Below are 21,517 nucleotides of genomic sequence, written 5' to 3'. Positions count from 1 at the left end.
GCCTTGATCAAATAACTGCGTCGCAATCCCGGCCTATGGCACCGCAGCGCTGCCCGCATGGGGCACGGCGGCGCGGGGATCCATCATCATGCTGAAGACGACCTTGCTCGGGACGGCCGCAACCGTCTGTTTCGTGACACTCGGCGCGAGCGCAGCGTTCGCCCAGACCTCTGCCGCGCCGGTCCAGACGGCCGAGGACACCGTCGACGAAATCATCGTCACCGGCTACGCCCGCAGTCTGCAGCGCGCGTCGACCCTGAAGCGCGAGGCCGACTACAGCCTGGACGCCGTGACCGCCGAGGACATCGGCAAGTTTCCCAGCCTGAACGCCGCCGAGGCGCTGCAGACGGTTCCGGGCGTGACGCTGGACCGCCAGCGCGGGCAGGGCCTGTTCATCAGCGTGCGTGGCCTTGGGCCCCAGTTCCAGAACGTCGAACTGAACGGCCGTTCGGTCGCCATCAACGAGCTGATCGAGAACGGCGGGGCGCAGGGTCGCAACTTCCGCTTCGAGGTCCTGCCGTCCGAACTGGTGTCGTCGATCGAGGTGGTGAAGGCCCCGACCGCGGACATGAACGACGGGGCCCTGGGCGGCAATATCGACGTCCACACCTTCCGTCCCCTGGATCTGGGATCCCGCGCGGCCCTGTCACTGCGGGCGTCCTACAATGATCTGGCCGAAAAGACCGATCCCTCGGTCTCGGGCCTCTACAGCTGGAACAACCAGGATGGCACCCTGGGCGTGCTGGTCTCCGGTTTGTATGACGAGCGGACCGTCCGCAACGACCGCTTCTTCAACTTCGGCTGGGTGCTGGACCGGTTTACCCCGGCGGTGGCCGGTGGCCTGCCCGCAGGTCTCTATGCTCCGACGAGAACCCGCCCGACCATCGAGCTTGAAGATCGCGAACGCGTCTCGGGCTCGCTGGCCCTGCAATGGCGTCCCAATGACGACTTCCAGACCGATTTCGACTTCCTGATCACCCGTCTGGACGTCGACTACGACGAGTACGGCCTCGACATCTATCCGGACGATCGCACCTTCCGCCAACCGGTGTTCCGGGCGGGCACCCAGCGCGTGGTCGGCGACACCATCGTGTCGGGCACCATCGACAACGTCCGCTGGATGGCCTCGCGCGAGACCAGCCTGAACCGCCACGACCTGCAGGTCTGGGGCCTGAAACAGACCTGGACGCCGGGCGAATGGACCGTCACGGGCGACCTGACCTACTCCTATGCCCGCAGCTATCATCCCGCAGGTCTGGCCACGACGCGCAACCGGATTTCCTATTTCGCGCCGCTGACGTTCGACTTTTCGCGCGGGTACAAGGAGGTCGCCCTCCTGTCCGGGCCGGTCGACTATAACAATCCGGCCAACTATTCGGGCGACGCCTTCGACTATACCCGCAAGGATTCGCGCGACACCGACCAGGCCGCGAAGCTGGACGCCCATCGCGAATTCGACGGCTTCCTGACCCGCATCGCCTTCGGGGCCCAGTATCGCGAGCGTGAGCGCAACTACATCCGCCGCGACATCGTGCTGAACACCCTGCTCGGCGTGCCGGTCTCGACCCTGGGGTCCAACTTCGTCACGACGCTGCCGATCACGAACTTCCTGTCGGATTTCGGCGGCAATACCCCGCGCGTCTGGGTGGCACCGTCGCGCACGGCCTTCTTCAACCTTCTCTATACCGATGCGGTGCGCAACCAGGCCCCATCCACGGCCGACCTGCGCAGTTCGTTCGTGGTGAGCGAGACCGTCAGCGCCGCCTACGTGCGGGGCGACTTCGCGTTCGATGTCGGGTCGATCCCGGTGACCGGCAATGTCGGCGTCCGCTACAGCCAGACCGAACAGACGGCCAGCGGCACGCTGGTCAACGGCACGACACCCACACCGGTCAGCTATCCCAAGACCTATGACGACTGGCTCCCCAGCCTGAACCTGCGTGCAGAGCTCACCGATACCCTGATCGCCCGTGCCTCCGCCTCGCGGGTCCTGACCCGGCCCAACCTGGTCGACATCGCGCCACGCATCACCGTCTCGCGCGACAGCCCGACGGCGTCCGGCGGCAACCCGGCGCTGGAGCCTTTCCTGGCGACCCAGGCCGACGTGTCGCTGGAATGGTATTTCGCCCCGACCGGCTCGCTGACCGGCGCGGTCTTCTACAAGAAGCTGGACGACTACATCACCGCCGCCAACACCACGATCCAGGTGCCGGGACGCGGCGACATCCTGCTGTCCAGCCTGGCCAACGGTGGCGAGGCCAAGCTGACCGGTTTCGAGGCCGCCTATAATCAGGTGTTCGACTTCCTGCCTGCGCCTTTCGACGGTCTGGGCTTGCAAGCGTCCTTCACGCTGGTGGACGTGAAATCCGAGTTCACCTCGGGCGCGCGCATCATCACCGACGAACTGGTGGGTCTGTCCAAGACCAGCTACAATCTGGTGGCCTTCTACGAGCGTGACCGGTTGCAGGCCCGGATCGGCTATTTCTGGCGCGCGAAGTTCCTGTCCGGCACCGGCAGCACGACCCAGGCCCAGACCTTCGTCGACGATTTCGGCTCGCTGGACGGTTCGATCTCGTTCGACGTGACCGACACCTATGCGGTGACGCTGGAGGCGACCAATCTGACCAACGCCTACAAATACACCTATGCCGGCTCGACCAACCGCCCTGCCGAAATCAATGACTACGGCCGAACGGTCACCTTGAGCCTGCGCGCCCGTTTCTGATCCAACTCCAGGTCCGGGGGCCCGCCGCGATGATCGATGTCCGCAAACCGTTCATGGCGGCGTTCGCCCTGCTGACGCTGGCCCAGCCCGCGTCGGCGCAGGATCTGAAGATCAACCAGATCCAGATCCTGGGCAGCCACAACTCCTATCGACCCTATCCGGATGCCCCGGTGATCGAGGCCATCCGCGCGGCGGCACCGACCCTGCTTCCGGGCCTTGAGTACGGCCACCCGCCGGTAGAGGACCAGCTGGCCCTGGGGATTCGCCAGTTCGAATTCGATCCGGTCTCGGACCGCCACGGCGGACTGTTCGCCGGTCCCTATGCCGGCGACCCGCGGGCCCTGGCCATCATGTCCGCACCGGGGGCCAAGGTGCTGCACATCCCGCCGTTCGACGATCAGACCCACTGCCTGACGCTGGAGCTGTGCCTGGCAATCGTCGCCGACTGGTCCGCGGCCCATCCGGACCACGAGCTGATCGTCATCCTGGTCAACAATCGCGACGCACCCGAACCCTATGACGTCGCAGGTCTGGACGCGATCGATGCTACCATTCGCACCGTCTTCGGCGACCGGGTCATCACGCCCGACAGCGTGCGGGGCGATCACGCCACCCTGCGCGAGGCGGCGCTGGCCCGGCATTGGCCGACGGTCGAGGCCTCGCGCGGCAAGGTGCTGCTGGTCCACGACACCAGCCCGCGCCTGAACGCCCTGTATGCCGAGGGCCATCCGGCCCTGCGCGGACGGATGATGTTCGGCTTCTATCCCGAGGATGCGGCCGAGGCGGCGGTGTTCAACATTCAGGACCCGGTGGTCGAGGGCGAAACCATCCGGCGTCTGGTCGGCCAGGGGTTTCTGGTCCGCAGCCGGGCCGACGCCAACACCGCCGAGGCGCGCATCGGCGACCTCGGCCGACTGGACGCGGCCGTCCAGGCCGGGGCCCAGATCATCAGCACCGACTACTATCCGGGCGCGCCCGATCCGCTGGGCCTGAACTTCGTGGTCCGGCTGGCCGACGGCTTCTCCCAGCCGAACCCGCGTGCGTCGGAGGCCGGGGCGATCCGTCTACCGCGCTAGATCAATGCCCTTCGGGCATCACCGATGAATGGAGATGGTCGATCTTCCACTCGCCGTCCTCGAACCGGTAGATGAAGGAATAGCGGGCGTGCACGTCGCGGCTGGCACCCGTGGCGGGATCGGTCAGGGTCACTGTCCAGGTGCCGACGCGTGATGCGGTCTGGCAGTCGATCTCAACCGTGCTGGTGTCGATCCGGCCGACCGGGCGGTTCCGCAGGAAGCCGACGAAATAGTCGCGGACAGCCGCCGGCGTCGTGCGCGGCGTGTTCGAAAGCGTCGGCAGCAACACCGGCTCTGCGGTGAACAGGGCGGTCACCGTATCCGGGTCTTGCGTGGCCCAGGCGGCGTTGAACCGCTGGAACTGGGCCTCGACACCGGCGGTCGTGACGGCGGGACAGGCCGCCTGGACGGGCGCGGCCAGCAGCAGGGTCGCGAGGGCAAACAGCGTCATCGTTGGTCTCCGTTGTTGAAGAAGGTGCCCACTCACGACCACAGCCAATGGGCTGCAGCGGCGTAGAGGGCGATGCCGAAGGTCAGGTTGAAGGGGAAGGTGATGGCCAGGTCTGACCGCACGAAAGCCGCCGCCGCGCCGGGGAAGAAGAACAGGATCGCCGGAGAGGTCAGTCGTTCAAGGCTGGCAGCGAGGTCGGGCATGGATCAATCCGCGTTTGAGCGGGGCCCCTGTAACGCCGGGATCAAGGCCGTTCCAGTTTATTGGTGTGATACAACGCATAACAAATACTTATGTATGGCTGATCGCATCTTCGATCGGGACATCGACGTTTTGCACGCCTTCGTGAGGGTGGCGGAGACGCGCAGCTTGACCCGCCGCACCAGCCCGGCTCGACCAAGCGCTGTCAGCCGACATGTTTATGCCCGACCATTCGGTCCTCCTCCGAGGTCCGGTCTGAAGGCTTCAACTCCAGTTCCCTCGGCCCGGACCGGATGGACACCCTGTTGAGGTCGCACAATCAGAGCCTCATCGGTTGAGGTGGCATTGCTTCGCGATTCCGCCGAAGCCGTGAATGAGGCTCCAGGACTGAGCGAGAGCGCGATGCACGATTTCGGCGGACCCACGTTGTGGGCCCCCCTCTGCCGATCAGGCCCTAGAACCTGAAGGTGGTGCCCGCCCAGACCTGGCGCCCGTAGAAGGACACGTCCCGATAGATGTCGTTTCCGGTGTAGTTGATCTTCTCCTCGTTGGTCGCGTTGCGGACCTCACCGATCAGTTCGAAGCGATCGTTGATGGCATAACGCGCCTGAAGATCGAACGTCCCCAGCGCCGCATCATAACGATCCGTCACACCGGTCAGATCGGTCGCGCTGACACTGGTGAAGGCTTCGCCGACATAGGCATAGGCGGCGCGGGCGCGGAACCGACCCTGCTCGTAGAAGACGGCGACGTTGCCGAGGGTGTCGGCCTGACCTTGCAGCACATCGACCGTGCCGCGCAGACCGCCTGTATCGAAACTGCCGTCGATGAAGGAGGCGTTGGCGGACACGCCGAAGTTCGACAGCCACCCCGGCAGGGGCAGGTTGTTGATGACGGCGTTGAGCTCAAGGCCCTGGACTTCTGCCCGGGTGGCATTGACCGGCTGGGTCACGTCTTCGCCATTGGGGCCGCCGGCGACGGTCAGCCGGGTGACGATCTCGTTCTTGATCTCCTTGCGGAAGACGCCGATCGAGACCACGCCGGTATTGCCGGGCAAGTAGTATTCCAGCGAGGCTTCATAGCTGTCGCCTTCGCGGGCGAGCAGATCCGGGTTGCCGCGATTGATGGCCCCGGTGGTCTGGTTGACGGTTTCACCCGAGGCGAGCTGGCTGGGGTTGGGGCGTCCCACCGCTCTGGACGCGCCCGCGCGAAGCCGCAGCGAGTCGGTGACGTCATACAGGAAGGTGACCGACGGCAGGAAGTGGTCGTACTGGCCCTCGCGGGTCACCCGCGACTGGACTGCGCCCTGAGTGCGGTTGCGCTCGACCGAGGTTGCCGTGTCCTCGTAGCGACCGCCGAGGATCAGGGTGTGACGCGAACCCGCGTGGCGCACGAGGCCATAGAGGGCGGTGACATCCTCGTCAAAGACCCAGTCTGCCTGACGGTTCTCGTTTCGACCGCCGGTGAAGCTCGCGGCATTGGCTTTGAAGAAGGCGTTGAAGGCGTCGAAGTCGATGAAGATCTGGTTGAGGTTGCCGTACGGGGGGCGATAGCTGGTCGGGATCGCAAACTGGCTGAGCGACAGGGGCGCGCCCGTGAGGACCCAGTTCCAGGTGGTCGAGTCATTGTCGCGCTTGATCTCGCGCACCTTGGCGCCGAGGCCGAACCCCAGGCCCTGGTCGCCGCGTTCGGTATTGCGGCCATAGTCGAAGGCGACTTCGCGGACATATTCGTCGCTGTCGTCCTCATAGGGCGTGAAGCTGTTGTTGAGCAGGGTGTAGCTGGCCGGGTTCGACAGCCGGGGATCCAGGTTGGTCGCCACCGGCACACGGCCCTGAAGAGCCACATCGAACGTCGCCGCCGGACCCGTCAGATTGAACTGCAGCTGGTTGGACGGTTCCAGAAACTGCGCCTCGGAGTAGGAGGCCCGGAATGCCAGGGTCTGGGTCTCGTCTAGGGCCCAGTCGACGAAGAACTGCGCCACAGTGGTGGGCTTTTCGAGCGGAAAATCGTTGAACCGGATGAAGCTGGCGTTGCCGCCGGTCCCGTTGCGCAGGCGCTGCGAATGGCGCAGCTCGTTGTCATTCTGGACATAGTGGACGAAGGACACGCCCGTCCGCAGGCCGGTCATCGGCTCCCATTCCAGCTTCAGGATGCCGCCGAGCCGTTCGATCGTGTTCGGATAGGTCGACCACAGCAGATCCGTCTGGGACCCGGCCGCCGCCGGGGCCCCCACGGGCGTCGGGGTCGCGGAAATGGAGGGCTGGACCTGCTGCGGCAGGAGCCTCTCCTGGTCGCGGTTGCGCTGGAGGTAGTTGACGCCGAACAGGACGCCGAATTCACCGCTGCTGCCGAAGCGTTGCGACATGGTCGCGTCGAAGCGCCAGTTCGGCGCATCGTCATAGGAGCGGCCAAATCCCTTGCCCGGGACGACGGTGTCGGAGGAGGTGCCGACCTCGGCCGTGCCGGCGAAATAGAAGCCGGACGAATCGAACGGCGAGCGCGTGATCAGGTTCAGCGTACCGCCGATCGCATTGCCGTCGACGTCGGGCGTCCGCGACTTGGTGACGACGACCTGGCGGATCGCGCCGGAGGGGATCGCCTCCATATTGAGCTGGCGGTTGGACCGCTCGGAGGTCGCGAGCGTCGCCCCGTCGAACGCCCCCAGGGTGTAGCTGGGGTTCAGGCCGCGGATCGAGATGAACTTGCCCTCGTCCTCATCGAACACGGTCTGAATGCCCGGCAGGCGCCGGATCGCGTCAGAGATGTTGTAGTCGGGCTGGCTGCCAATGTCGTCGGCCGCGAGATAGTCCGCGATACGCTCATCTGCGCGACGCGCCTGGATGGCCTGTTCGTTTTGCGCGCGATAGCCGAGAACGACGATCTCCTCGACCTGTGTGGCGTCCTGATCGGCCGGACCCGACTGGGCGAAGGCCTGTCCGGCAAGAGACGACAGGGCGATCGAGCTGCTCATCATCATGAGCAGGGTGCGCAGCGAAAACGTCATGGCAAATATTCCCCTTGCAGGCTCGCCTTGCTCAGCGAAAACACCCGCGTCCAAGACGAGACGTCGCAGCGACCGACAACGGCAACGCATCCGTTTCGAGAATTTTTGATCGGGAGTCGGCGAATTTTTTGCGACTGAGCACAGTCGTTGCGCGACTGAGCAGAGCGGGGCAGTGTGGCATACAACCTGTGGCGCATTCCGTATCCGACGATGCCGCCGATCTGTGAATTTTCGTCTGAATACTGAGGTTATCATGAGCTGGACAACCGGCATTCTTGCGAGAACATGCCTCGCGGCGGCAGCCTTCACAGTCGCGGCCTGCAGCACTGTCCCGACGTCCGGTCCGGTTCCGGCCCCTTGGGTCCCCCTGTTTGACGGCGTGTCGCATCAGACCCTGCCCGCGTCGGGGCCGGTTCCGATGTCGATCCAGGTGCTGCGGATCGACCTGACGGTCCCGGGGGTGTCGCTGGGGGTCACGCCGGGAGATGCAAGCGAAGGCCACGAATACCGGGCCCTGAAAACGTCCGAGGCGCTCCAGGCCCAGGACTGGCAGGCGGCGGTCAACGGAGGCTATTTCCTGCCATTCGCAGGCGGTTCGCCCGGGGGCGATGACTATATCCCCCAACCCGGTCAGGGGACGGATGTCTCAGGGGCCGCGATCCACGACGGGCGGGTGGTCTCCCCGGTCGAAACCGACCTCGACCGGCGGGTCAACGCCATCCTCTGCATCTGGCGGGAGGCCCGGGTGGTCATCAACGACGGTCAGGACTGCGGCCCGGGCGTGCGTGAGGCCATGGCGGCCGGTCCGCGCCTGCTCAAGGATGGCCAGCGTCTGTCATATGCAGCCTTCGACGCCGCCTATGGCACAGCCCGCCACCCGCGCACCGCCGTCGGTCTCGATGCCCGCCGTCGACTGGCCTGGCTCGTGACCGTCGATGGACGCCAGCCGGGTTTCAGCGAGGGTGCCAGTCTCGACGAATTGACCGACATTCTCGTCGCGCTGGGGGCCAGCGACGCCATCAATCTCGACGGCGGCGGATCCACGACCATGGTGGTGGAGTCGGCGAACGGACCTGTGGTGTTGAACCGTCCGATCCATACCGCCGTGCCCGGCCGTGAACGCCCCTCGGCCAATCATCTTGGCGTCCGCGCCCGTCCGCGCCCCGATGCGGTCCGGCCCTGAACCGGCCCCCCCGATCGGGTCGAGCGCGGGCTGGACGGGTCTGAACCCGCCCCCTCGGCCGGACGCCCACAAATTGTTCGCAGGGCCGTCTCACAAATGCATTGAGTCTGCCGGGGCAGCGTCACGGCAGGGGCCTAGGCGAGGAGGCGGATTGGAGACGCCGATGCTCAGACCCATCCTCGCCGCCACGGCCCTGGCCGTCCTCGCCCTGGGCTGCGCCGCCGCCGCGCGCGGCCAGGACCGCCCGGCGGTCGCCCGGCCGGCCGAGCCACGGCCGGTCCCGCCCCTGGCCAGCTATCCGCGCCAGCAGGAGCGGCCCCTGTCCCAGCCGCCCTATCCGCCGACCTTCGCCTCGGTCGAACTGCGGCGCTATCCGGACATCCGCGAGGCCGGCCAGGGCGCGGCGGCGGCGGGCGACGACTTCTACGCCGTGGTCAACACCCGGCTGGGCCGTTACGCCAAGGCGGATGGCACCAAACTGGCGGAATGGGCGGGCGACCCGACCCTGTTCGTCCATCTGAACGCCTGTCTGGTGCACGAGGCGCGGCTGATGTGCGCCCATTCCAACTTTCCGCATGTGCCGATGGTGTCCTCGGTCGAGGTGTTCGATCCCCTGACACTGGCCCATGTCGACAGCATCAGTCTGGGCGAGCAGATCGGGTCGCTGACCTGGATCGACTGGAAGGACGGGGCCTGGTGGGCCCTGTTCGCCAACTATGACGAGCGGGGCGGCCAGCCCGGACGCGATCACACCTACACCACCCTCGTCCGGTTCGACGACCAGTGGCGGCGGACGGAAAGCTGGGTCTTTCCGCCCTCGGTGCTGGAGCGGTTCGCCCCGACCTCCAGCTCGGGCGGCGGCTGGGGTGACGACGGCCTGCTGTATGTCTCGGGCCATGATGCGAAGGAGCTGTATGTCCTGGCCCTGCCCGAGGCCGGGTCGGTCCTGCGCCATGTCGCCACCGTCAATGTCGAGTTCGAAGGCCAGGGCTGGGCCTGGGACCGGACGGCCGACCGGGAGATCTGGGGCATTTCGCGCGAGGGACGGTCCGTGGTCCAGATCCACATCCCGCCGCTGCCGCTGCCGCTGAATCGCTAGAGCGACCACGCCCGCCGGTTCGCCGGCGTCGTCCTTGTTGCAACCACACGACGGTGGCCTGTTCGACGGTCCAGCTCTCGATGCCGGCCGCCTGCAGGTTCGACCCGCTACCCGGGCTCTGGCAGGGTCGGGGGGCGCGCTGATCGGAAGGATCGCCAGCGCGCCGCCCGGAAAACCTGGACCTGTCGCGCCCGTTGACGGTGTCATCAGCGAGAACGGCTGCCCCCGTTCGGGCCTGACAGTCCGGCCCCGATGAACGGGCGCCCCCATTTTCGGCACCAACGCCGTTGTGACACCGGTGGTCTGCGATATCACAAGTTTAAGGATTTATTCACTATTCCGCCGGGGGCGGACCATGACCAACGTTATCAGCTACTCCGCGTACAAGACGGCCAAGGGTGCGATCGACCCGCTGGTCGCCGACATCATCGATGCGCTCAGGGCCAACAGCGGCTCCGCGCACCGACAGGATATCGCGAACTGGATTGTCGGGCGCAGAACCGGCAAGCCGCTGAAGGCGACCCCCGACGAGCGGGAAGCGGTCTATGCCGCCTTTGAGGCCTATCTGGACGTCGCCGGGCGACGCCGCCCCCCGCCGCTTCTCTGCAAGCCGCTCGGCCCGGACAGCTACCGATGGGCCCTGACCAGCGCGGCGCTCGACCTGTTCGACAAAAGATGGTCCGGTCCCGCCATCAAGCGCGCCCGCTGAATGGCCTGGCGAACCTATACCCGGACGGAGCCCGAAGATCATCCGCTGAGCCCGCAGTCGCGGGCGCGGGCCTCCCGGGGAATCGTCTCCGAGGTCGTCCTGCCGGATGGACGTCGGCGATCCACCGCCCGCCCGTTGTTTCGCGCCTTCATGGACTGGTTCCAGAAGACCCGATTCCGTCTTTGACGGCGCGCATGATTGAGAGCCGGACATGATTGGATATGGAATGGACTTTGCCCACAGGCACAGGCGCGCGCTGGCGGCCTGGGCGATGACGGCCCTGGCCGGTGCCCTGACCGCTGGACTGATCGGACAATTGTAGGTTGGCAAGGACATCGTGGACGCGTTGCGGCGAACCGGAATCCGCACATCACCCTGAACATGGTGCGCTTATCGGCGTGCCGCATGCACAGAATTCTGCCGGTCGTATCTGATGAAGACGCACACGCCGGCCGCCGAGGTGTCCTGGCTCAATCTCAGAATGAGCCTCGCCTTCGTGAAGGCGAGCCGGGGGTGGCTGTCTGACGACATCATCGCCAGCCTGATCGTGGCGGGCGTCTTCACCGGCAACATCGAACACATAGACCGGCGACCCGAAGGCACCCGGATGTATCTTCTGCCGGGAAGCGTGCCGGACGAGATGCGCCAGCCCGCCAATGTCACGAGCGTCGCCATCTCGGTGGGCGTGCCGCGCGAAACGGCGCGAACAAAGATCCGGATGCTTGCGGGCAGGGGGTTTCTGTCCGAGCAGGAGGACGGCTTTGTCCTGGCCCGGGACAGCATCGTCATGGGCCCCCTGTCATCGATCTTTCCGGCCTATCTGGCGTCACTCGATGACTTCGTGAAGGGTCTCGGCGTGGTCAACGCCTATGATCTGGGACCGGACAGGACGCTGGTCCAGCCCCTCTGGTCCATCGGCGGTGCCCTGCTGCGTCTGGGATCATCGCACGTTCTGCGGACGATAAACGCCGTACAGGCCATCGCGCCCGACCTTCCGTTCATGACCAAATATGTGCTCGCGGCGACGTGCCATCTGGTCGGCGCGGACCTGCGTCTGTTGCCGGAGAGCATCCGTGCGTCCAGTCCGCTGTCTGTCCTCCGTCCCGGCGCATCGCCCGTGAGCGGTGGCGCGGTCGCGCGCTTTACAGACCTGCCGGCGGAAACCGTCAGACGGCACATTCGAAAGCTCGTGGATCAGGGCTACCTCGTCCGGATCGGGGATGGCTATGACTTCAATCCCGACAACCCGATCTTCGTCGCCCGGTGGTCGGCCTTTCAGGCCCGGTCCTATGCGAGTACGCGGCAGTTCATATGGAAGCTCGCATCGTCCGGGATCATCGTCGGGCCCTGAGGCAATTCGCGCCCTGCACCCCGGGTGACTGTTTGCGCGTTGTTCCCGATAGTGGCGTCATCCGGGATGGCCGAGAAAAGGACGATCATGAGGAAGACCCTGATGGCGATCGGCGCAGCCCTGGTGACCACCGCCTGTTCCACGGTCGGGGTTCGCTCCGGCACCGAGGAGCCTGCCTATCAGACCCTGGCGCCGGCAGGGGATCTGGAGATCCGCCTTTATGGCGAGCGGATCGCCGCGCAGACCGTCGTGACGGGCACCAGCGACGCAGCCCGCAACCAGGGCTTTCGACGCCTGGCGGGCTATATCTTCGGCGGCAACGCCCGGCGCGCCTCCATCGCGATGACGGCCCCGGTCGCGCAGTCCGGCGGGCGATCCGCGGGGTCGCAGACGATCGCCATGACCGCGCCGGTGGCCCAGACCCCGTCAGGCCCGGACCGCTGGACGGTCCAGTTCTTCATGCCGGCCGCCTATACGATGGACCAGCTGCCCGTGCCGGACGATCCGACGGTCGAACTGGTCGTCGTTCCGGCCGAAACCTATGCGGTGGTGCGGTTCAGCGGCGTCGGCTCGGTACGGGCCGTGGAGACGCACAAGGCCGGGCTGATGGCCGGGCTGAGCGGCAGCGGCTGGGTCGCGCGCGACGAGCCGGTGGTCTGGTTCTACGACCCACCCTGGACCCTGCCGCCGATGCGCCGCAACGAGGTCGCGGTAAGGGTCGAGCGGGAGTAGGGGGATCAATCCGATCCCCTGCATCAGCAGAGTCAAAAGGAACATCTGGATCAGGAACCGCTTCAGCCCCGACAGCCGGCTCCAAAGATCGCCCAGCCGCACCCGTTCCGAAGCCGTCTTCTTCTCGAAATGAGGCGCAGGCGTCAGTTCCAGCGCGACGCCGGTGAAGTGGCGCGACACCTCCCCCAGCGTCAGCTTGCGCTCGCCCCGCGCCGGATCGGCGATCCAGGCGAGGCCGCATTCGGACTGGAGGATTAGTCTGCTGTGCATCCTTGCCTTCTAGTACATGCTGCAGCTTGACACACAAATTTACCCACGTCAGCATTGTATCAATTAGGTAATGTGTTTTCGGAAATGCCTTTCGGAGACAGGTTGATGCGACAAACATTATTTTTTATTTTCGCTTGCTTGGCGATTATTTATACGCCGGCCTGCGTTCAACAGCCAGATCAAGTTAAAACAATAACGGGCGAACTTGACTCGACTTTTGTGGACGCAATTAGACGAAATGCCAACGCTGGTAATGATATTGTGATTTCTTCTTACGGAGGTGACCCTGCTATAGGCCAAGAAGCTGCATTATTAGTTGGTAGTTATCCTGCAAAAGTCTCTATTGGGGAACTTTGTCTGTCGTCATGTGCAGAGTTTATTTTGCCCACGAAGGCTCAATTGAATTTCGTCGGTAGACCACTCATTGGATTTCATGGCAACGACCAGATCGCCGTTTGGCTTGCTGAATACTACCAATGGCACACCCCCGTCTGTGGAAGCGAACGCGCCCAGTCTCAGAGAACACGTTTCGAGGAGTTAGGATGGAATGTGGATTTCTGGAAAGACGTTGCAAGACGTCTTCTTATAATTTCAGCCCGAGACAGTGGTGAGTATAACTGTACGTCCGTCGTTGTATCCTATGACATAGCCATGTGGTTTCCGACCTCAGATCAACTTCAACTGTATCTGAATTTTTCTCCAAGGGCATCAATTTGTGCAGATGACGAGAACTGCTGGCGCTCCCGAATGAGTTCCGTAATTTCGCCAGGGAGTGGATTTATGGTCGGCGATGATATCTTTCTTATGTCTGTAGACAACAAAATTGTTCCTCTTGCACGCGCACAGTTTCAAAGAAACTACATATCTCCATGATCTAGAAGAACTTTTCTCTACTCTGTTGTTGCGACTGAACAGGCGCTCTCCTGCCGCCAGACCCCGAACCTTGCGTCGTCTTGTCTTGTTGGCCACCCGTTTGAGAGCCTTGCTGATCAGCGTCACCAGGTTGAATCGAATACATAGGATCCCCAATCGCCCCACCGGCGACCATACCACAGTCTTCAAAGGTCAGGCTTCGCATTTACGCCTCCATGGGTTGTGGTTGACCTTTATGATGGTTAACAGAAACCAGGTTTGGCAGCCACCTAAACTTGTATAGAGGGACACGAAAAACTTGTGGCAACGGTCGCCCGGGCCGTCGGTCGCCCTTTCTGGTGCCAGCGCTCAAGGGTGCGGTCCTGGTGCTGTCCGAGGGGTCAATCAGTGCGCCGATTGCTCTTGCAGTCCTGCCGTCCTTCATCACGCGAGCAAGGCAGGTCACAATGGGGGGACTTCCGGCACGCGGCGTCCAGCGCCCCGGCACCGAAACTGGCCCAGTCCACCCTGACGCCGGCGCATCCCGCCAGGGTCGCCGTGAGTCCGAGACCGATCGCCAGCCTGGCAGCGCGTCGCATTGGTTCCGCCGGGCTCATGGCTCAAGTCCCTCTATGTCGCTCAGGATTTGGGAATCGCCGGCCAGGTCATGACCGATCCCTTCATAGGACTGGCCCTCCACGTCGGATCCAAGGCTTCTCGCATAGGCGACGAAATTGGCCGAACCCTCGACCGGCACGATTTCGTCCGCCATTCCGTGCAGGACGATGAATCGGGGTGCCACCCCGGCGGGAGCCTGGGTTCCGCCCAGCCATTCGGGAAAGCCGCCCTGAACGGATCCGTACTCGTCGAGGGCGAAACTGCCCTCGATCGCCGCTTCGGACAGGGACAGGTCCAGCAGGCCAGAGATCAGAACGACCCGATCGAACAGGTCCGGCCGTGCGAACGCCGCTCTCGCCGATGTGAAAGCACCGGCGCTGATTCCCACCAGGTCGAGGCGGAGAATGCCGGGATGGCGCCGCAGAACATCCTCGGACACCGCGATCAGATCCTCGGTCACGCGGCGCTTGTGGTTCCCGCGCCCGGCCTCCACCCACTCCCGGGTGCCTGCGTCGCCCCGAAGTCTGGGAACGATCAGCGTGTTGCCTTGCGCCACCCACTGTCGTTCAAGCGGTCGCGCGATGAACCGTTGAGGTTCCAATCCAAAGGCACCGTAAGGCCGGATCAGAATGCGCCCGACCTGGCCAGCACGGGCGATCACGTCGTAGGTCAGCACGACTCCGTCGGACGCGACCGTGGAATGGCCAAGCCGCACGACGTCCGAAAGCGGCTGAGCAGGCGCGGGAAGATCGAGATCGGCGGACAGCACGCGTGTCTGGCCGCATAGACCGATCGCGCGCGCCGGACCCGGCGACGACGCGATCGTCAAAGCCTTGATCGACAGATTACCGGCCACGTCGGACCGCGCGACCAACAGCGTGCCCGCCGCCGGCGCCCCGCCGTGGATCGTCAGGCTGGCCGCCTCCGCGCTCCAGTCGATGAACTGGGTCAGGGGTTCGGCGCGCGGCGCCGCGTCCGGCGAAGGGCGGCATATCTCCGACAGGGCGAAAACCCCGTCCGTTCGCGTGACGGCGATCATGGCTCCGTTCGGCAGGAAGGCGGCACCCTTCTCCGGCGATACCAGCCGACCAGGATCGGTGGGAACGGTCACCGTGGGCGAGGTCAAGCCGTCACCGTGATACAGGAGCCGATCAGGCGTCCATTCGGCCCCGGCGCGGGGTGTTTCGGTGAAGCCCTGCCAGCTCTCCCGGCCGTCCGGAGAGGCAGCGGCAATGTACAGGGTGCTTTCGAAACTGGCGATCAGCACCCCGGGAGACGGTCGAACCGGAGATTGCCTGTCGCCGTCGATCACCGTCCAGTGCGCTGGAACACCGCCCGTCATCAAAAGGATCGGCCGAACCGACGTTTGCGTGGGAAGATAGCGGGCATCGGCCACGCTGTTCGCGGGCTCGGCGCGCCAAAGCTCGCGCGCGCTGCCCGGATCGCTCAGGGACTGGACGACCAGTCCGGTCACGGTCGCCTCGGAGACCGACGAACGCAGCACACTCGAAGAGCGGGCATCGTAGTCCAGCACGGTGCCGTCACCAAGCTCGCGCCAATCCGGGCCGGACTGACCCGACGACAGGTCAAGCGTCGTCCACTGTTCCACAACGCCCCGGCGCCGCCGGATGATGCAGGCGTTCGTCACCTGGGTGTCGCACAGCACCTGACGGATCCGCCAACCCTCCTGGCGAACTTCGGAACCGAGCGTGTATCGCGTTTCCCATTCCAGACTGACGGACGGGGTCGAGTCCGTTCCGGGAACGCCAACCGAGACCGTGTCGCCGTTGGTCAGCCGGACCACGGCGGGTCCGCTGACAGAGTATTCGACCGACCGGATCGGCTCGTCCGGGCTCTCCAGAGGCAGGGCGGCGCTCCAGGCTGAACTGGCCTGAAACGCCGCCGCCACCCAGATCACGCCGGGTCCAGGCCAGGTCTTGAGACGCATTCGAAAACTCGTCGCGATCATTGATTTCAGAAGCGCCGGGTAATGCGAATCCCGCCGCCGTTGCCGTCCTCGGTCACGCCGACACCGACGGACCCGTTACCCGTATCGACGATCACCCCAGTCCCTGTGATCGGAGGGTAGTCGTCCGGGCCGCCTTCGTTTCCGCCAGGACCTGACTCAAAGGGCCCAGCCGGACGGCTGATCGGGATGTCACCCCATCTCACCTCCGGAGCGCGAGCTGTCTCACTGGGTGATCGCCCGCCGTTATTCCCCACACCTTGCGTCGTCTTGTCTTGTTGGCCACCCGTTTGAGAGCCTTGCTGATCAGAGTCACCAAGGTAAATCGAATACATAGGATCCCCAATCGCCCCACCGGTGACGATGCCACATTCGTCAAGGGTCAGGCTTCGCATTTAAGCCTCCATGGGTTGTGGTTGCAACCATGAGGCGCTGCCATGACCAGGATTGATCGCAACCACAGGTGATCTGCGGGGTGGGGGGTATTCTAAAGACGCCTTAAGAAGCCGTCGGTCACCCCTCGAGGCGGCGACGCGGACCGGGGCCGTGCTGGTGCTTGCCGACAGGTGGCGCAGGCCGCAGGCGCGGCCCCGGGGCGGTTTCGACGTAAGGACAGCAGAACGCCCGCCGGATCGCTCCGGCGGGCGTCTGAAGGTCTAGTCGTCCGCGGCCTTTCAGGCGGCGGCGCTGACCGGGGTCGGGGCGGAGCCTTCCGCCGGGTCGCGCAGGACGTAGCCGCGGCCCCAGACGGTCTCGATATAGTGTTTGCCGCCGGCGGCCGTGGCCAGCTTCTTGCGCAGCTTGCAGATGAAGACGTCGATGATCTTCAGCTCGGGCTCGTCCATGCCGCCGTACAGGTGGTTCAGGAACATTTCCTTGGTCAGGGTGGTGCCCTTGCGGAGCGAGAGCAGCTCCAGCATCTGGTATTCCTTGCCCGTCAGGTGGACGCGGTGGCCGTGCACCTCGACCGTCTTGCCGTCCAGGTTCACGGCGATCTCGCCGGTGTGGATGATGGCCTGGGCGTGACCCTTGGAGCGGCGGACCACGGCATGGGTGCGCGCGATCAGCTCGTCCTTGTGGAAGGGCTTGGTCATGTAGTCGTCGGCGCCGCCGCCGAAGGTCTTGACCTTGGTCTCGATCTCGGTCGAGCCCGACAGGATCATGACCGGAGTATTGATCTTGCCGACGCGCAGCTGGCGCAGGACTTCCAGACCGCTCATGTCGGGCAGATTCAGGTCCAGCATGATCATGTCGTAGTCATAGATCTTGCCCAGATCGATGCCTTCTTCACCCAGATCCGTCGTGTAGACATTGAAACCTTCCGACTTCAACATCAGTTCGATGCTCTGCGCGGTCGCGTGATCATCTTCGATAAGCAGAACGCGCATTCGAGCCCCTCCAGGCAAATCTTGACAAATAAGCCCGGTCTATCAGTTCCGGGTAACCTTGTTCGCGAGTTAACCCGTTAAAACCTTAAGAACGGTTAACAGCACCCCATGAACGCGAATCTAGGCTGATTTGCGAATCGGCGTCGAGAGTCCGCGAGTCCCGGATTCAATTTATTTTCAATACCTCGACGCCGTCGGCCTCCTGCGACCGTTTCTGACGCATGACAGGATTATATTCCTAACTATGCACTTTACATACCCGGCTGATTTCAGCATAAGAGGTGCATGACCGCCGCAACGCTCTCTGACCCGATCTTCCACGACGCCGACAAGGCCCGCGCACACTTTGAAAAGCTGCGCTGGCCGAACGGTCGGACGTGCCCGCATTGCGGTGTGATCGGTGACGATCAATCGACGCTCCTCAAGGGCAAGAGCACTCGCCCAGGCCTCTACAAGTGCAAGGCCTGTTCAGAGCCGTTCACGGCCACCATCGGCACGGTCTATGAGGACTCCAAGGTTCCTCTGAACAAGTGGCTTCTGGCGACGCACCTTATGTGCGCCAACAAGAAGGGGATCAGCGCCCTCCAGCTTCAACGCGAACTCGCCCTCGGTTCCTACCGCACGGCGTGGTTCATGGCGCACCGCATCCGTGAAGCGATGATCGACACCGACGACACCCTGCTAGGTGGCGAAGGCAAGGTCGTGGAAGCCGACGAAACCTATTACGGCAAGCCCGCCGTCTCCCCGACAAAGCGCACCCGTGGGGGCGACTTCAAGTATCCGAAGAAGCGCAACAGCCGCCCCGTGGTCGCTCTGGTCGAGCGCGGCGGGAAGGCCAAAGTCTTTCACGTTGCCGTTGCCGACAAGGCCACGGTGTCCGCTATCGTCATGGCCAACGTTGATCCGGCGACCCGTCTGCATACCGACGAAAGCAGCCTCTACAAGGGCGCTGCTGACGTGTTCGCCTCGCATGAAACGGTGAAGCACTCGGCTGGCGAATACGCCCGTGGTGACGTGAATACGAACTCGGCAGAAGGCTTCTTCGGCGTCTTCAAGAAGGGCATGAAAGGCGTCTATCAGCACTGCTCCGAGAAGCACCTGAACCGCTACGTCACCGAGTTCGGCTTTCGCCATAACACCCGCGCCCTGCTGGGCTTTAACGACGCCATGCGCACCGACGAAGCCCTTAAGGGCACGGTTGGCAAGCGCCTGACCTATCGGCGGACTGACGAAGCCTACGTTTAAGTTTCAGGCCGCGAGGCTGGCGAGGCTCCGCAGGAAGGGGCTGCTCGCCACACCTGTTGATGCCGATGCTAGCGTGCGTTGAGCGGATGACGAATCACGCCAGAAAGGTAGAGCCCGGCCGTGCGCCAACACGGACCGGGCTTTTTCTCAACCGCTGTAGGGCAGCGACTGAAATGACCTTGAGATCTCCGATTAAGTGGAGCCGCCAGAGTCGGTCAATGCCTTACTGCCATTTCCCATAAGGAAATCGTTATATGGCAAAACCTCCCCCAAACCATAACAAGCAGTGGACCGCTGCCGAAGTGAAGCAGCTTCAGAAGCTGGCCAACGGCAACACACCTACCCGCATTATCGCTCTAAAAATGGACCGGACGCCAGCGGCGATTCAGTCGAAGGCCTCAGCTGAGGACATCTCGCTGAAGCCGGCCAACCAGAGTCCATACGGGACTCAGAAGTAGCGACCTCATAAAGCTGGCGCTCCCGATCCGTCCATGAGTGGTCGTGGTTGGCGAGCGCCAACCCCAACGCGTCTAAGGCCTCAATAGCAGGGGTCATTCCTTCACCTTCGGCGCGAGCTTCGGCTCGCGCCCCTCTTTCTTCGGCTTTCGCGGTGCGGGCGGTGTCGCCAGCATCCGCTTCACAACTTCATCGCGGCGCTCAGCCGTGGGATCAGATTTCTCAGGCATGACCGACAATCCTTTTCCGGAGATGGACGCCTACCTGACCCATCTCGGCTTGTTCATCCACGAGTTCGCCCGCTGCGAAAGGGCTTTGCATCAGCTTTTGATCTTTCACGCTGGCGTGACAGACGAGGTTGCAGGCGCGATCTTTACCGGCGCGCGCGTCGATACGGCGAAAGACTTCATCAATCGTATCCTCGACGGAACCGGAAACAAGGAAACGAAAGCGCGTCTCTCAGATCCGTTTGCGCAACTAACTCTTATTGCCGGTGTCCGGAATCACCTTGTGCATTGGGGAACCAGCCACACTCAAGGCGTTCCGGACTTCTTGATTTCAAACGCGCACCTCAAGCCCGGCCCAGGCCGAGAGAAGGAATATCGAGCGTCCGTTGATGACCTAAAAAACATGACCATGGACCTGTTCCGGATCACGGTCATGTTCACGATTGAGTCGCAAACCTCTCCGCACGTCCCGCACTCAACTCTTCTCGAACTCGTCCTTCCGACGCTTGGCGACGCATGGCTGCATAAACCAATGCAACAAGCTCCTCTTCCGACGCCGCACCGCGCCCATGAAAAAGGGCAGCCGCGCCCGCCGCGATCATCGCCTCCGTAATCTCAATCTCAGTCAGCACCGGCCTGTCATCGTAGGTCATATGGGAAATTCTTCCGGTATGCAAAGTGCATAGTTAGGATTATATTCCTGTGTCTGGTCGGGGCGGGTCGCAGCCCCGGGACGTCAGGGAGGTCGGCACGATGAGGAGTCCATACCGCGTCGCGGTGTCGGAGGAGGACCGCAAGAAGGCGGATCTGGTGATCCAGATCGTGGCCCTGCGGTTCGGGGTGTCCGTCGCCGCGATCAATCGGGACTGCCGGCTGTCGGCCGATGCGCTGCGGGCCCGCCGGGTGGCCATGTATCTGGCCTATGTCTCGTTCGACTGGCCGCAGGAACGCGTCGGCCACGCCTTCGGCGTCAACCGCCAGACCACCTCGACGGCCTGTCGCAAGATCGAGGACGCGCGCGAGAACCGCGAGCTGAACGACCTGTTGGAGGAGTTGGAGGGGGCCATCCATGCGATCGTCGGCGCACCGGTGGACGCGACGCCGGACGTGCCGGAGGCGGCATGAGCGCGGGCAGGGTGGAGACGACCGCGGCTGATCCGCCCCTGGCGGGGCGCGCCCGGCGCATGCTGGGACGGTCCGGTGCCTGGATCTGCGAGCAGCCCTGCGGCGGTTATGGCCTGCGTCTGACCGCCGACCGCAGGACCCGGCCGCATATGGTCCTGGACGAGGCCGTCTTCCGGGCCCTGGTCGCGGCACCGGGTCTGAAGGCGCGGCCGAGCGGCGGCTGGGTCGCGCGCGTGCCGGACCCGCCGCACCGCGTCTCGCCCGCGGGCGCGCCCGGCCGGATCGAGGGCGAACGATGCGTGATGGCGGGCGACGGCCGCCTGATCCGCCGCACGGCCAATCTGGGCGAAAGCCCGATCGCCTGGCTGGCCCGTCGCAGGGACGCGGACGGCCGTCCCTGGCTGGGCCCGGCGGAGGTGGCGGCGGCGATGCGGCTGAGGCGGGATGCGGAGCTGGCCCTGTCGGGGCCATCGCTGACCCTGCGGTGGGACGCCCTGCCCAGGTCGGGTGGCGGCTCGGCCGCGCGGATGGAGCCGGGCGACCGGTCCCTGGCAGCCGGCCGGCGCGTGGCGCGGGCGCTGGAGGCCTGTGGCCCCCGCTGCCGCGGCTTCGTCGAACAGGCCTGCATCCACGACACGGCGATCCAGGCCGCCGAGCGGGCCCTGGGCCTGCCACGACGGGCGGGGAAGCGGTTGCTGAAGGCGGGGCTGGAGGCGCTGGCGCGGCATTACGGGATCGGATGACGACGCGGTTCGACGCTCTTGCGACCCGGGGGCGGGGGGTTCGCTATGGAGGCTAGCCTGACGCCGTCGACCGCGCTCGACGACGCCAGGCTC

The 21,517-nt window shown here is 64.3% G+C and carries 19 protein-coding genes; 13 read left to right on the top strand and 6 right to left on the bottom strand.

What is annotated here, in order from left to right; translation table 11 throughout:
- Positions 1-88 precede the first annotated feature (88 nt).
- Together HZ989_RS13425 and HZ989_RS13420 are read left to right on the top strand one after the other, a co-directional pair.
- The gene (locus tag HZ989_RS13425) at positions 89-2,725 is read left to right on the top strand and encodes a TonB-dependent receptor (RefSeq protein ID WP_209321303.1); all 2,637 of its coding nucleotides are present in this window, start codon (positions 89-91) and stop codon (positions 2,723-2,725) included.
- 29 nt (positions 2,726-2,754) lie between these two features.
- Positions 2,755-3,801 carry a Ca2+-dependent phosphoinositide-specific phospholipase C gene (locus tag HZ989_RS13420; RefSeq protein ID WP_209321302.1) on the top strand — a complete coding sequence of 349 codons (1,047 nt, stop codon included), beginning with the start codon at positions 2,755-2,757 and terminating at the stop codon, positions 3,799-3,801.
- A gap of 1 nt (position 3,802) precedes the next feature.
- Here the strand turns inward: HZ989_RS13420 and HZ989_RS13415 are convergent, their stop codons facing one another.
- The 3 genes from HZ989_RS13415 to HZ989_RS13405 form a co-directional block, all read right to left on the bottom strand.
- Positions 3,803-4,252 carry an SgcJ/EcaC family oxidoreductase gene (locus HZ989_RS13415; protein WP_209321301.1) on the bottom strand — a complete coding sequence of 150 codons (450 nt, stop codon included), beginning with the start codon at positions 4,250-4,252 and terminating at the stop codon, positions 3,803-3,805.
- A gap of 32 nt (positions 4,253-4,284) precedes the next feature.
- On the bottom strand, positions 4,285-4,455 hold the full coding sequence (locus HZ989_RS13410) for a hypothetical protein (RefSeq protein ID WP_209321300.1): 171 nt from the start codon (positions 4,453-4,455) through the stop codon (positions 4,285-4,287).
- A 452-nt stretch (positions 4,456-4,907) separates the two neighbouring features.
- Positions 4,908-7,460, bottom strand: a complete 2,553-nt coding sequence (locus tag HZ989_RS13405) for a TonB-dependent receptor (RefSeq protein WP_209321299.1) — start codon at positions 7,458-7,460, stop codon at positions 4,908-4,910.
- Between the two features lie 379 nt (positions 7,461-7,839).
- On the opposite strand from HZ989_RS13405, the gene HZ989_RS13400 reads away from it, so the two are divergent.
- The 6 genes from HZ989_RS13400 to HZ989_RS13375 all read left to right on the top strand — a co-directional run bounded on the left by HZ989_RS13400 (position 7,840) and on the right by HZ989_RS13375 (position 13,677).
- A complete protein-coding gene (locus HZ989_RS13400) occupies positions 7,840-8,643 on the top strand; it encodes a phosphodiester glycosidase family protein (protein ID WP_209321298.1) in 804 nt (267 codons plus the stop codon).
- 163 nt (positions 8,644-8,806) lie between these two features.
- The gene (locus HZ989_RS13395; protein ID WP_209321297.1) at positions 8,807-9,742 is read left to right on the top strand and encodes a hypothetical protein; all 936 of its coding nucleotides are present in this window, start codon (positions 8,807-8,809) and stop codon (positions 9,740-9,742) included.
- A 355-nt stretch (positions 9,743-10,097) separates the two neighbouring features.
- The gene (locus HZ989_RS13390) at positions 10,098-10,451 is read left to right on the top strand and encodes a hypothetical protein (RefSeq protein WP_209321296.1); all 354 of its coding nucleotides are present in this window, start codon (positions 10,098-10,100) and stop codon (positions 10,449-10,451) included.
- 433 nt (positions 10,452-10,884) lie between these two features.
- On the top strand, positions 10,885-11,802 hold the full coding sequence (locus tag HZ989_RS13385; RefSeq protein ID WP_209321295.1) for a hypothetical protein: 918 nt from the start codon (positions 10,885-10,887) through the stop codon (positions 11,800-11,802).
- 87 nt (positions 11,803-11,889) lie between these two features.
- Entirely contained in the window at positions 11,890-12,534 is a 645-nt protein-coding gene (locus HZ989_RS13380) for a heme-binding protein (protein ID WP_209321294.1), read from the top strand.
- A 375-nt stretch (positions 12,535-12,909) separates the two neighbouring features.
- Positions 12,910-13,677, top strand: a complete 768-nt coding sequence (locus HZ989_RS13375) for a hypothetical protein (RefSeq protein WP_209321293.1) — start codon at positions 12,910-12,912, stop codon at positions 13,675-13,677.
- Positions 13,678-14,269: 592 nt separating this feature from the next.
- Here the strand turns inward: HZ989_RS13375 and HZ989_RS13370 are convergent.
- On the bottom strand, positions 14,270-16,222 hold the full coding sequence (locus tag HZ989_RS13370) for a prolyl oligopeptidase family serine peptidase (protein WP_209321292.1): 1,953 nt from the start codon (positions 16,220-16,222) through the stop codon (positions 14,270-14,272).
- Positions 16,223-16,914: 692 nt separating this feature from the next.
- Positions 16,915-17,628, bottom strand: coding sequence for a response regulator transcription factor CtrA (ctrA, locus tag HZ989_RS13365; protein WP_209321291.1), 714 nt, complete (start codon positions 17,626-17,628; stop codon positions 16,915-16,917).
- Between the two features lie 285 nt (positions 17,629-17,913).
- Between ctrA and HZ989_RS13360 the strand changes: the two genes are divergently transcribed.
- Together HZ989_RS13360 and HZ989_RS13355 are read left to right on the top strand one after the other, a co-directional pair.
- On the top strand, positions 17,914-18,873 hold the full coding sequence (locus tag HZ989_RS13360) for an IS1595 family transposase (protein WP_209321290.1): 960 nt from the start codon (positions 17,914-17,916) through the stop codon (positions 18,871-18,873).
- 254 nt (positions 18,874-19,127) lie between these two features.
- Positions 19,128-19,331, top strand: coding sequence for a hypothetical protein (locus tag HZ989_RS13355; protein ID WP_209321289.1), 204 nt, complete (start codon positions 19,128-19,130; stop codon positions 19,329-19,331).
- 93 nt (positions 19,332-19,424) lie between these two features.
- Here HZ989_RS13355 and HZ989_RS15265 read toward each other — a convergent pair whose 3' ends face one another.
- Positions 19,425-19,559 (bottom strand): hypothetical protein, encoded by a 135-nt coding sequence (locus tag HZ989_RS15265; protein WP_256435875.1) that lies wholly within the window; start codon positions 19,557-19,559, stop codon positions 19,425-19,427.
- On the opposite strand from HZ989_RS15265, the gene HZ989_RS13350 reads away from it, so the two are divergent.
- The 3 genes from HZ989_RS13350 (at position 19,558) to HZ989_RS13340 (ending at position 21,424) form a co-directional block, all read left to right on the top strand.
- A complete protein-coding gene (locus tag HZ989_RS13350) occupies positions 19,558-20,169 on the top strand; it encodes a hypothetical protein (protein ID WP_209321288.1) in 612 nt (203 codons plus the stop codon). The genes HZ989_RS15265 and HZ989_RS13350 overlap by 2 nt on opposite strands.
- A 140-nt stretch (positions 20,170-20,309) precedes the next feature.
- Entirely contained in the window at positions 20,310-20,681 is a 372-nt protein-coding gene (locus tag HZ989_RS13345) for a helix-turn-helix domain-containing protein (protein WP_209321287.1), read from the top strand.
- Positions 20,678-21,424 carry a DUF6456 domain-containing protein gene (locus tag HZ989_RS13340; protein WP_209321286.1) on the top strand — a complete coding sequence of 249 codons (747 nt, stop codon included), beginning with the start codon at positions 20,678-20,680 and terminating at the stop codon, positions 21,422-21,424. The genes HZ989_RS13345 and HZ989_RS13340 overlap by 4 nt, the downstream gene beginning before the upstream one ends.
- The last annotated feature ends 93 nt before the right edge of the window (positions 21,425-21,517 follow it).

Source organism: Brevundimonas sp. AJA228-03, from assembly GCF_017795885.1.
In the GTDB taxonomy this organism is placed as follows: domain Bacteria; phylum Pseudomonadota; class Alphaproteobacteria; order Caulobacterales; family Caulobacteraceae; genus Brevundimonas.
Note: the sequence above shows the minus strand (reverse complement) of the source record. Positions and strands in the feature narration are given on the sequence as shown.

Excerpts from the sequence above, each read along its gene's own strand:
- HZ989_RS15265 (WP_256435875.1), bottom strand. The coding sequence starts at position 19,559 with ATGCCTGAGAAATCTGATCCCACGGCTGAGCGCCGCGATGAAGTTGTG.
- HZ989_RS13390 (WP_209321296.1), top strand. The coding sequence starts at position 10,098 with ATGACCAACGTTATCAGCTACTCCGCGTACAAGACGGCCAAGGGTGCG.
- HZ989_RS13410 (WP_209321300.1), bottom strand. The coding sequence starts at position 4,455 with ATGCCCGACCTCGCTGCCAGCCTTGAACGACTGACCTCTCCGGCGATC.
- HZ989_RS13375 (WP_209321293.1), top strand. The coding sequence starts at position 12,910 with ATGCGACAAACATTATTTTTTATTTTCGCTTGCTTGGCGATTATTTAT.
- HZ989_RS13395 (WP_209321297.1), top strand. The coding sequence starts at position 8,807 with ATGCTCAGACCCATCCTCGCCGCCACGGCCCTGGCCGTCCTCGCCCTG.
- HZ989_RS13355 (WP_209321289.1), top strand. The coding sequence starts at position 19,128 with ATGGCAAAACCTCCCCCAAACCATAACAAGCAGTGGACCGCTGCCGAA.
- HZ989_RS13360 (WP_209321290.1), top strand. The coding sequence starts at position 17,914 with ATGACCGCCGCAACGCTCTCTGACCCGATCTTCCACGACGCCGACAAG.
- HZ989_RS13370 (WP_209321292.1), bottom strand. The coding sequence starts at position 16,222 with ATGCGTCTCAAGACCTGGCCTGGACCCGGCGTGATCTGGGTGGCGGCG.
- HZ989_RS13425 (WP_209321303.1), top strand. The coding sequence starts at position 89 with ATGCTGAAGACGACCTTGCTCGGGACGGCCGCAACCGTCTGTTTCGTG.
- HZ989_RS13405 (WP_209321299.1), bottom strand. The coding sequence starts at position 7,460 with ATGACGTTTTCGCTGCGCACCCTGCTCATGATGATGAGCAGCTCGATC.
- ctrA (WP_209321291.1), bottom strand. The coding sequence starts at position 17,628 with ATGCGCGTTCTGCTTATCGAAGATGATCACGCGACCGCGCAGAGCATC.
- HZ989_RS13350 (WP_209321288.1), top strand. The coding sequence starts at position 19,558 with ATGACCGACAATCCTTTTCCGGAGATGGACGCCTACCTGACCCATCTC.
- HZ989_RS13345 (WP_209321287.1), top strand. The coding sequence starts at position 20,310 with ATGAGGAGTCCATACCGCGTCGCGGTGTCGGAGGAGGACCGCAAGAAG.
- HZ989_RS13385 (WP_209321295.1), top strand. The coding sequence starts at position 10,885 with ATGAAGACGCACACGCCGGCCGCCGAGGTGTCCTGGCTCAATCTCAGA.
- HZ989_RS13420 (WP_209321302.1), top strand. The coding sequence starts at position 2,755 with ATGATCGATGTCCGCAAACCGTTCATGGCGGCGTTCGCCCTGCTGACG.
- HZ989_RS13340 (WP_209321286.1), top strand. The coding sequence starts at position 20,678 with ATGAGCGCGGGCAGGGTGGAGACGACCGCGGCTGATCCGCCCCTGGCG.
- HZ989_RS13415 (WP_209321301.1), bottom strand. The coding sequence starts at position 4,252 with ATGACGCTGTTTGCCCTCGCGACCCTGCTGCTGGCCGCGCCCGTCCAG.
- HZ989_RS13380 (WP_209321294.1), top strand. The coding sequence starts at position 11,890 with ATGAGGAAGACCCTGATGGCGATCGGCGCAGCCCTGGTGACCACCGCC.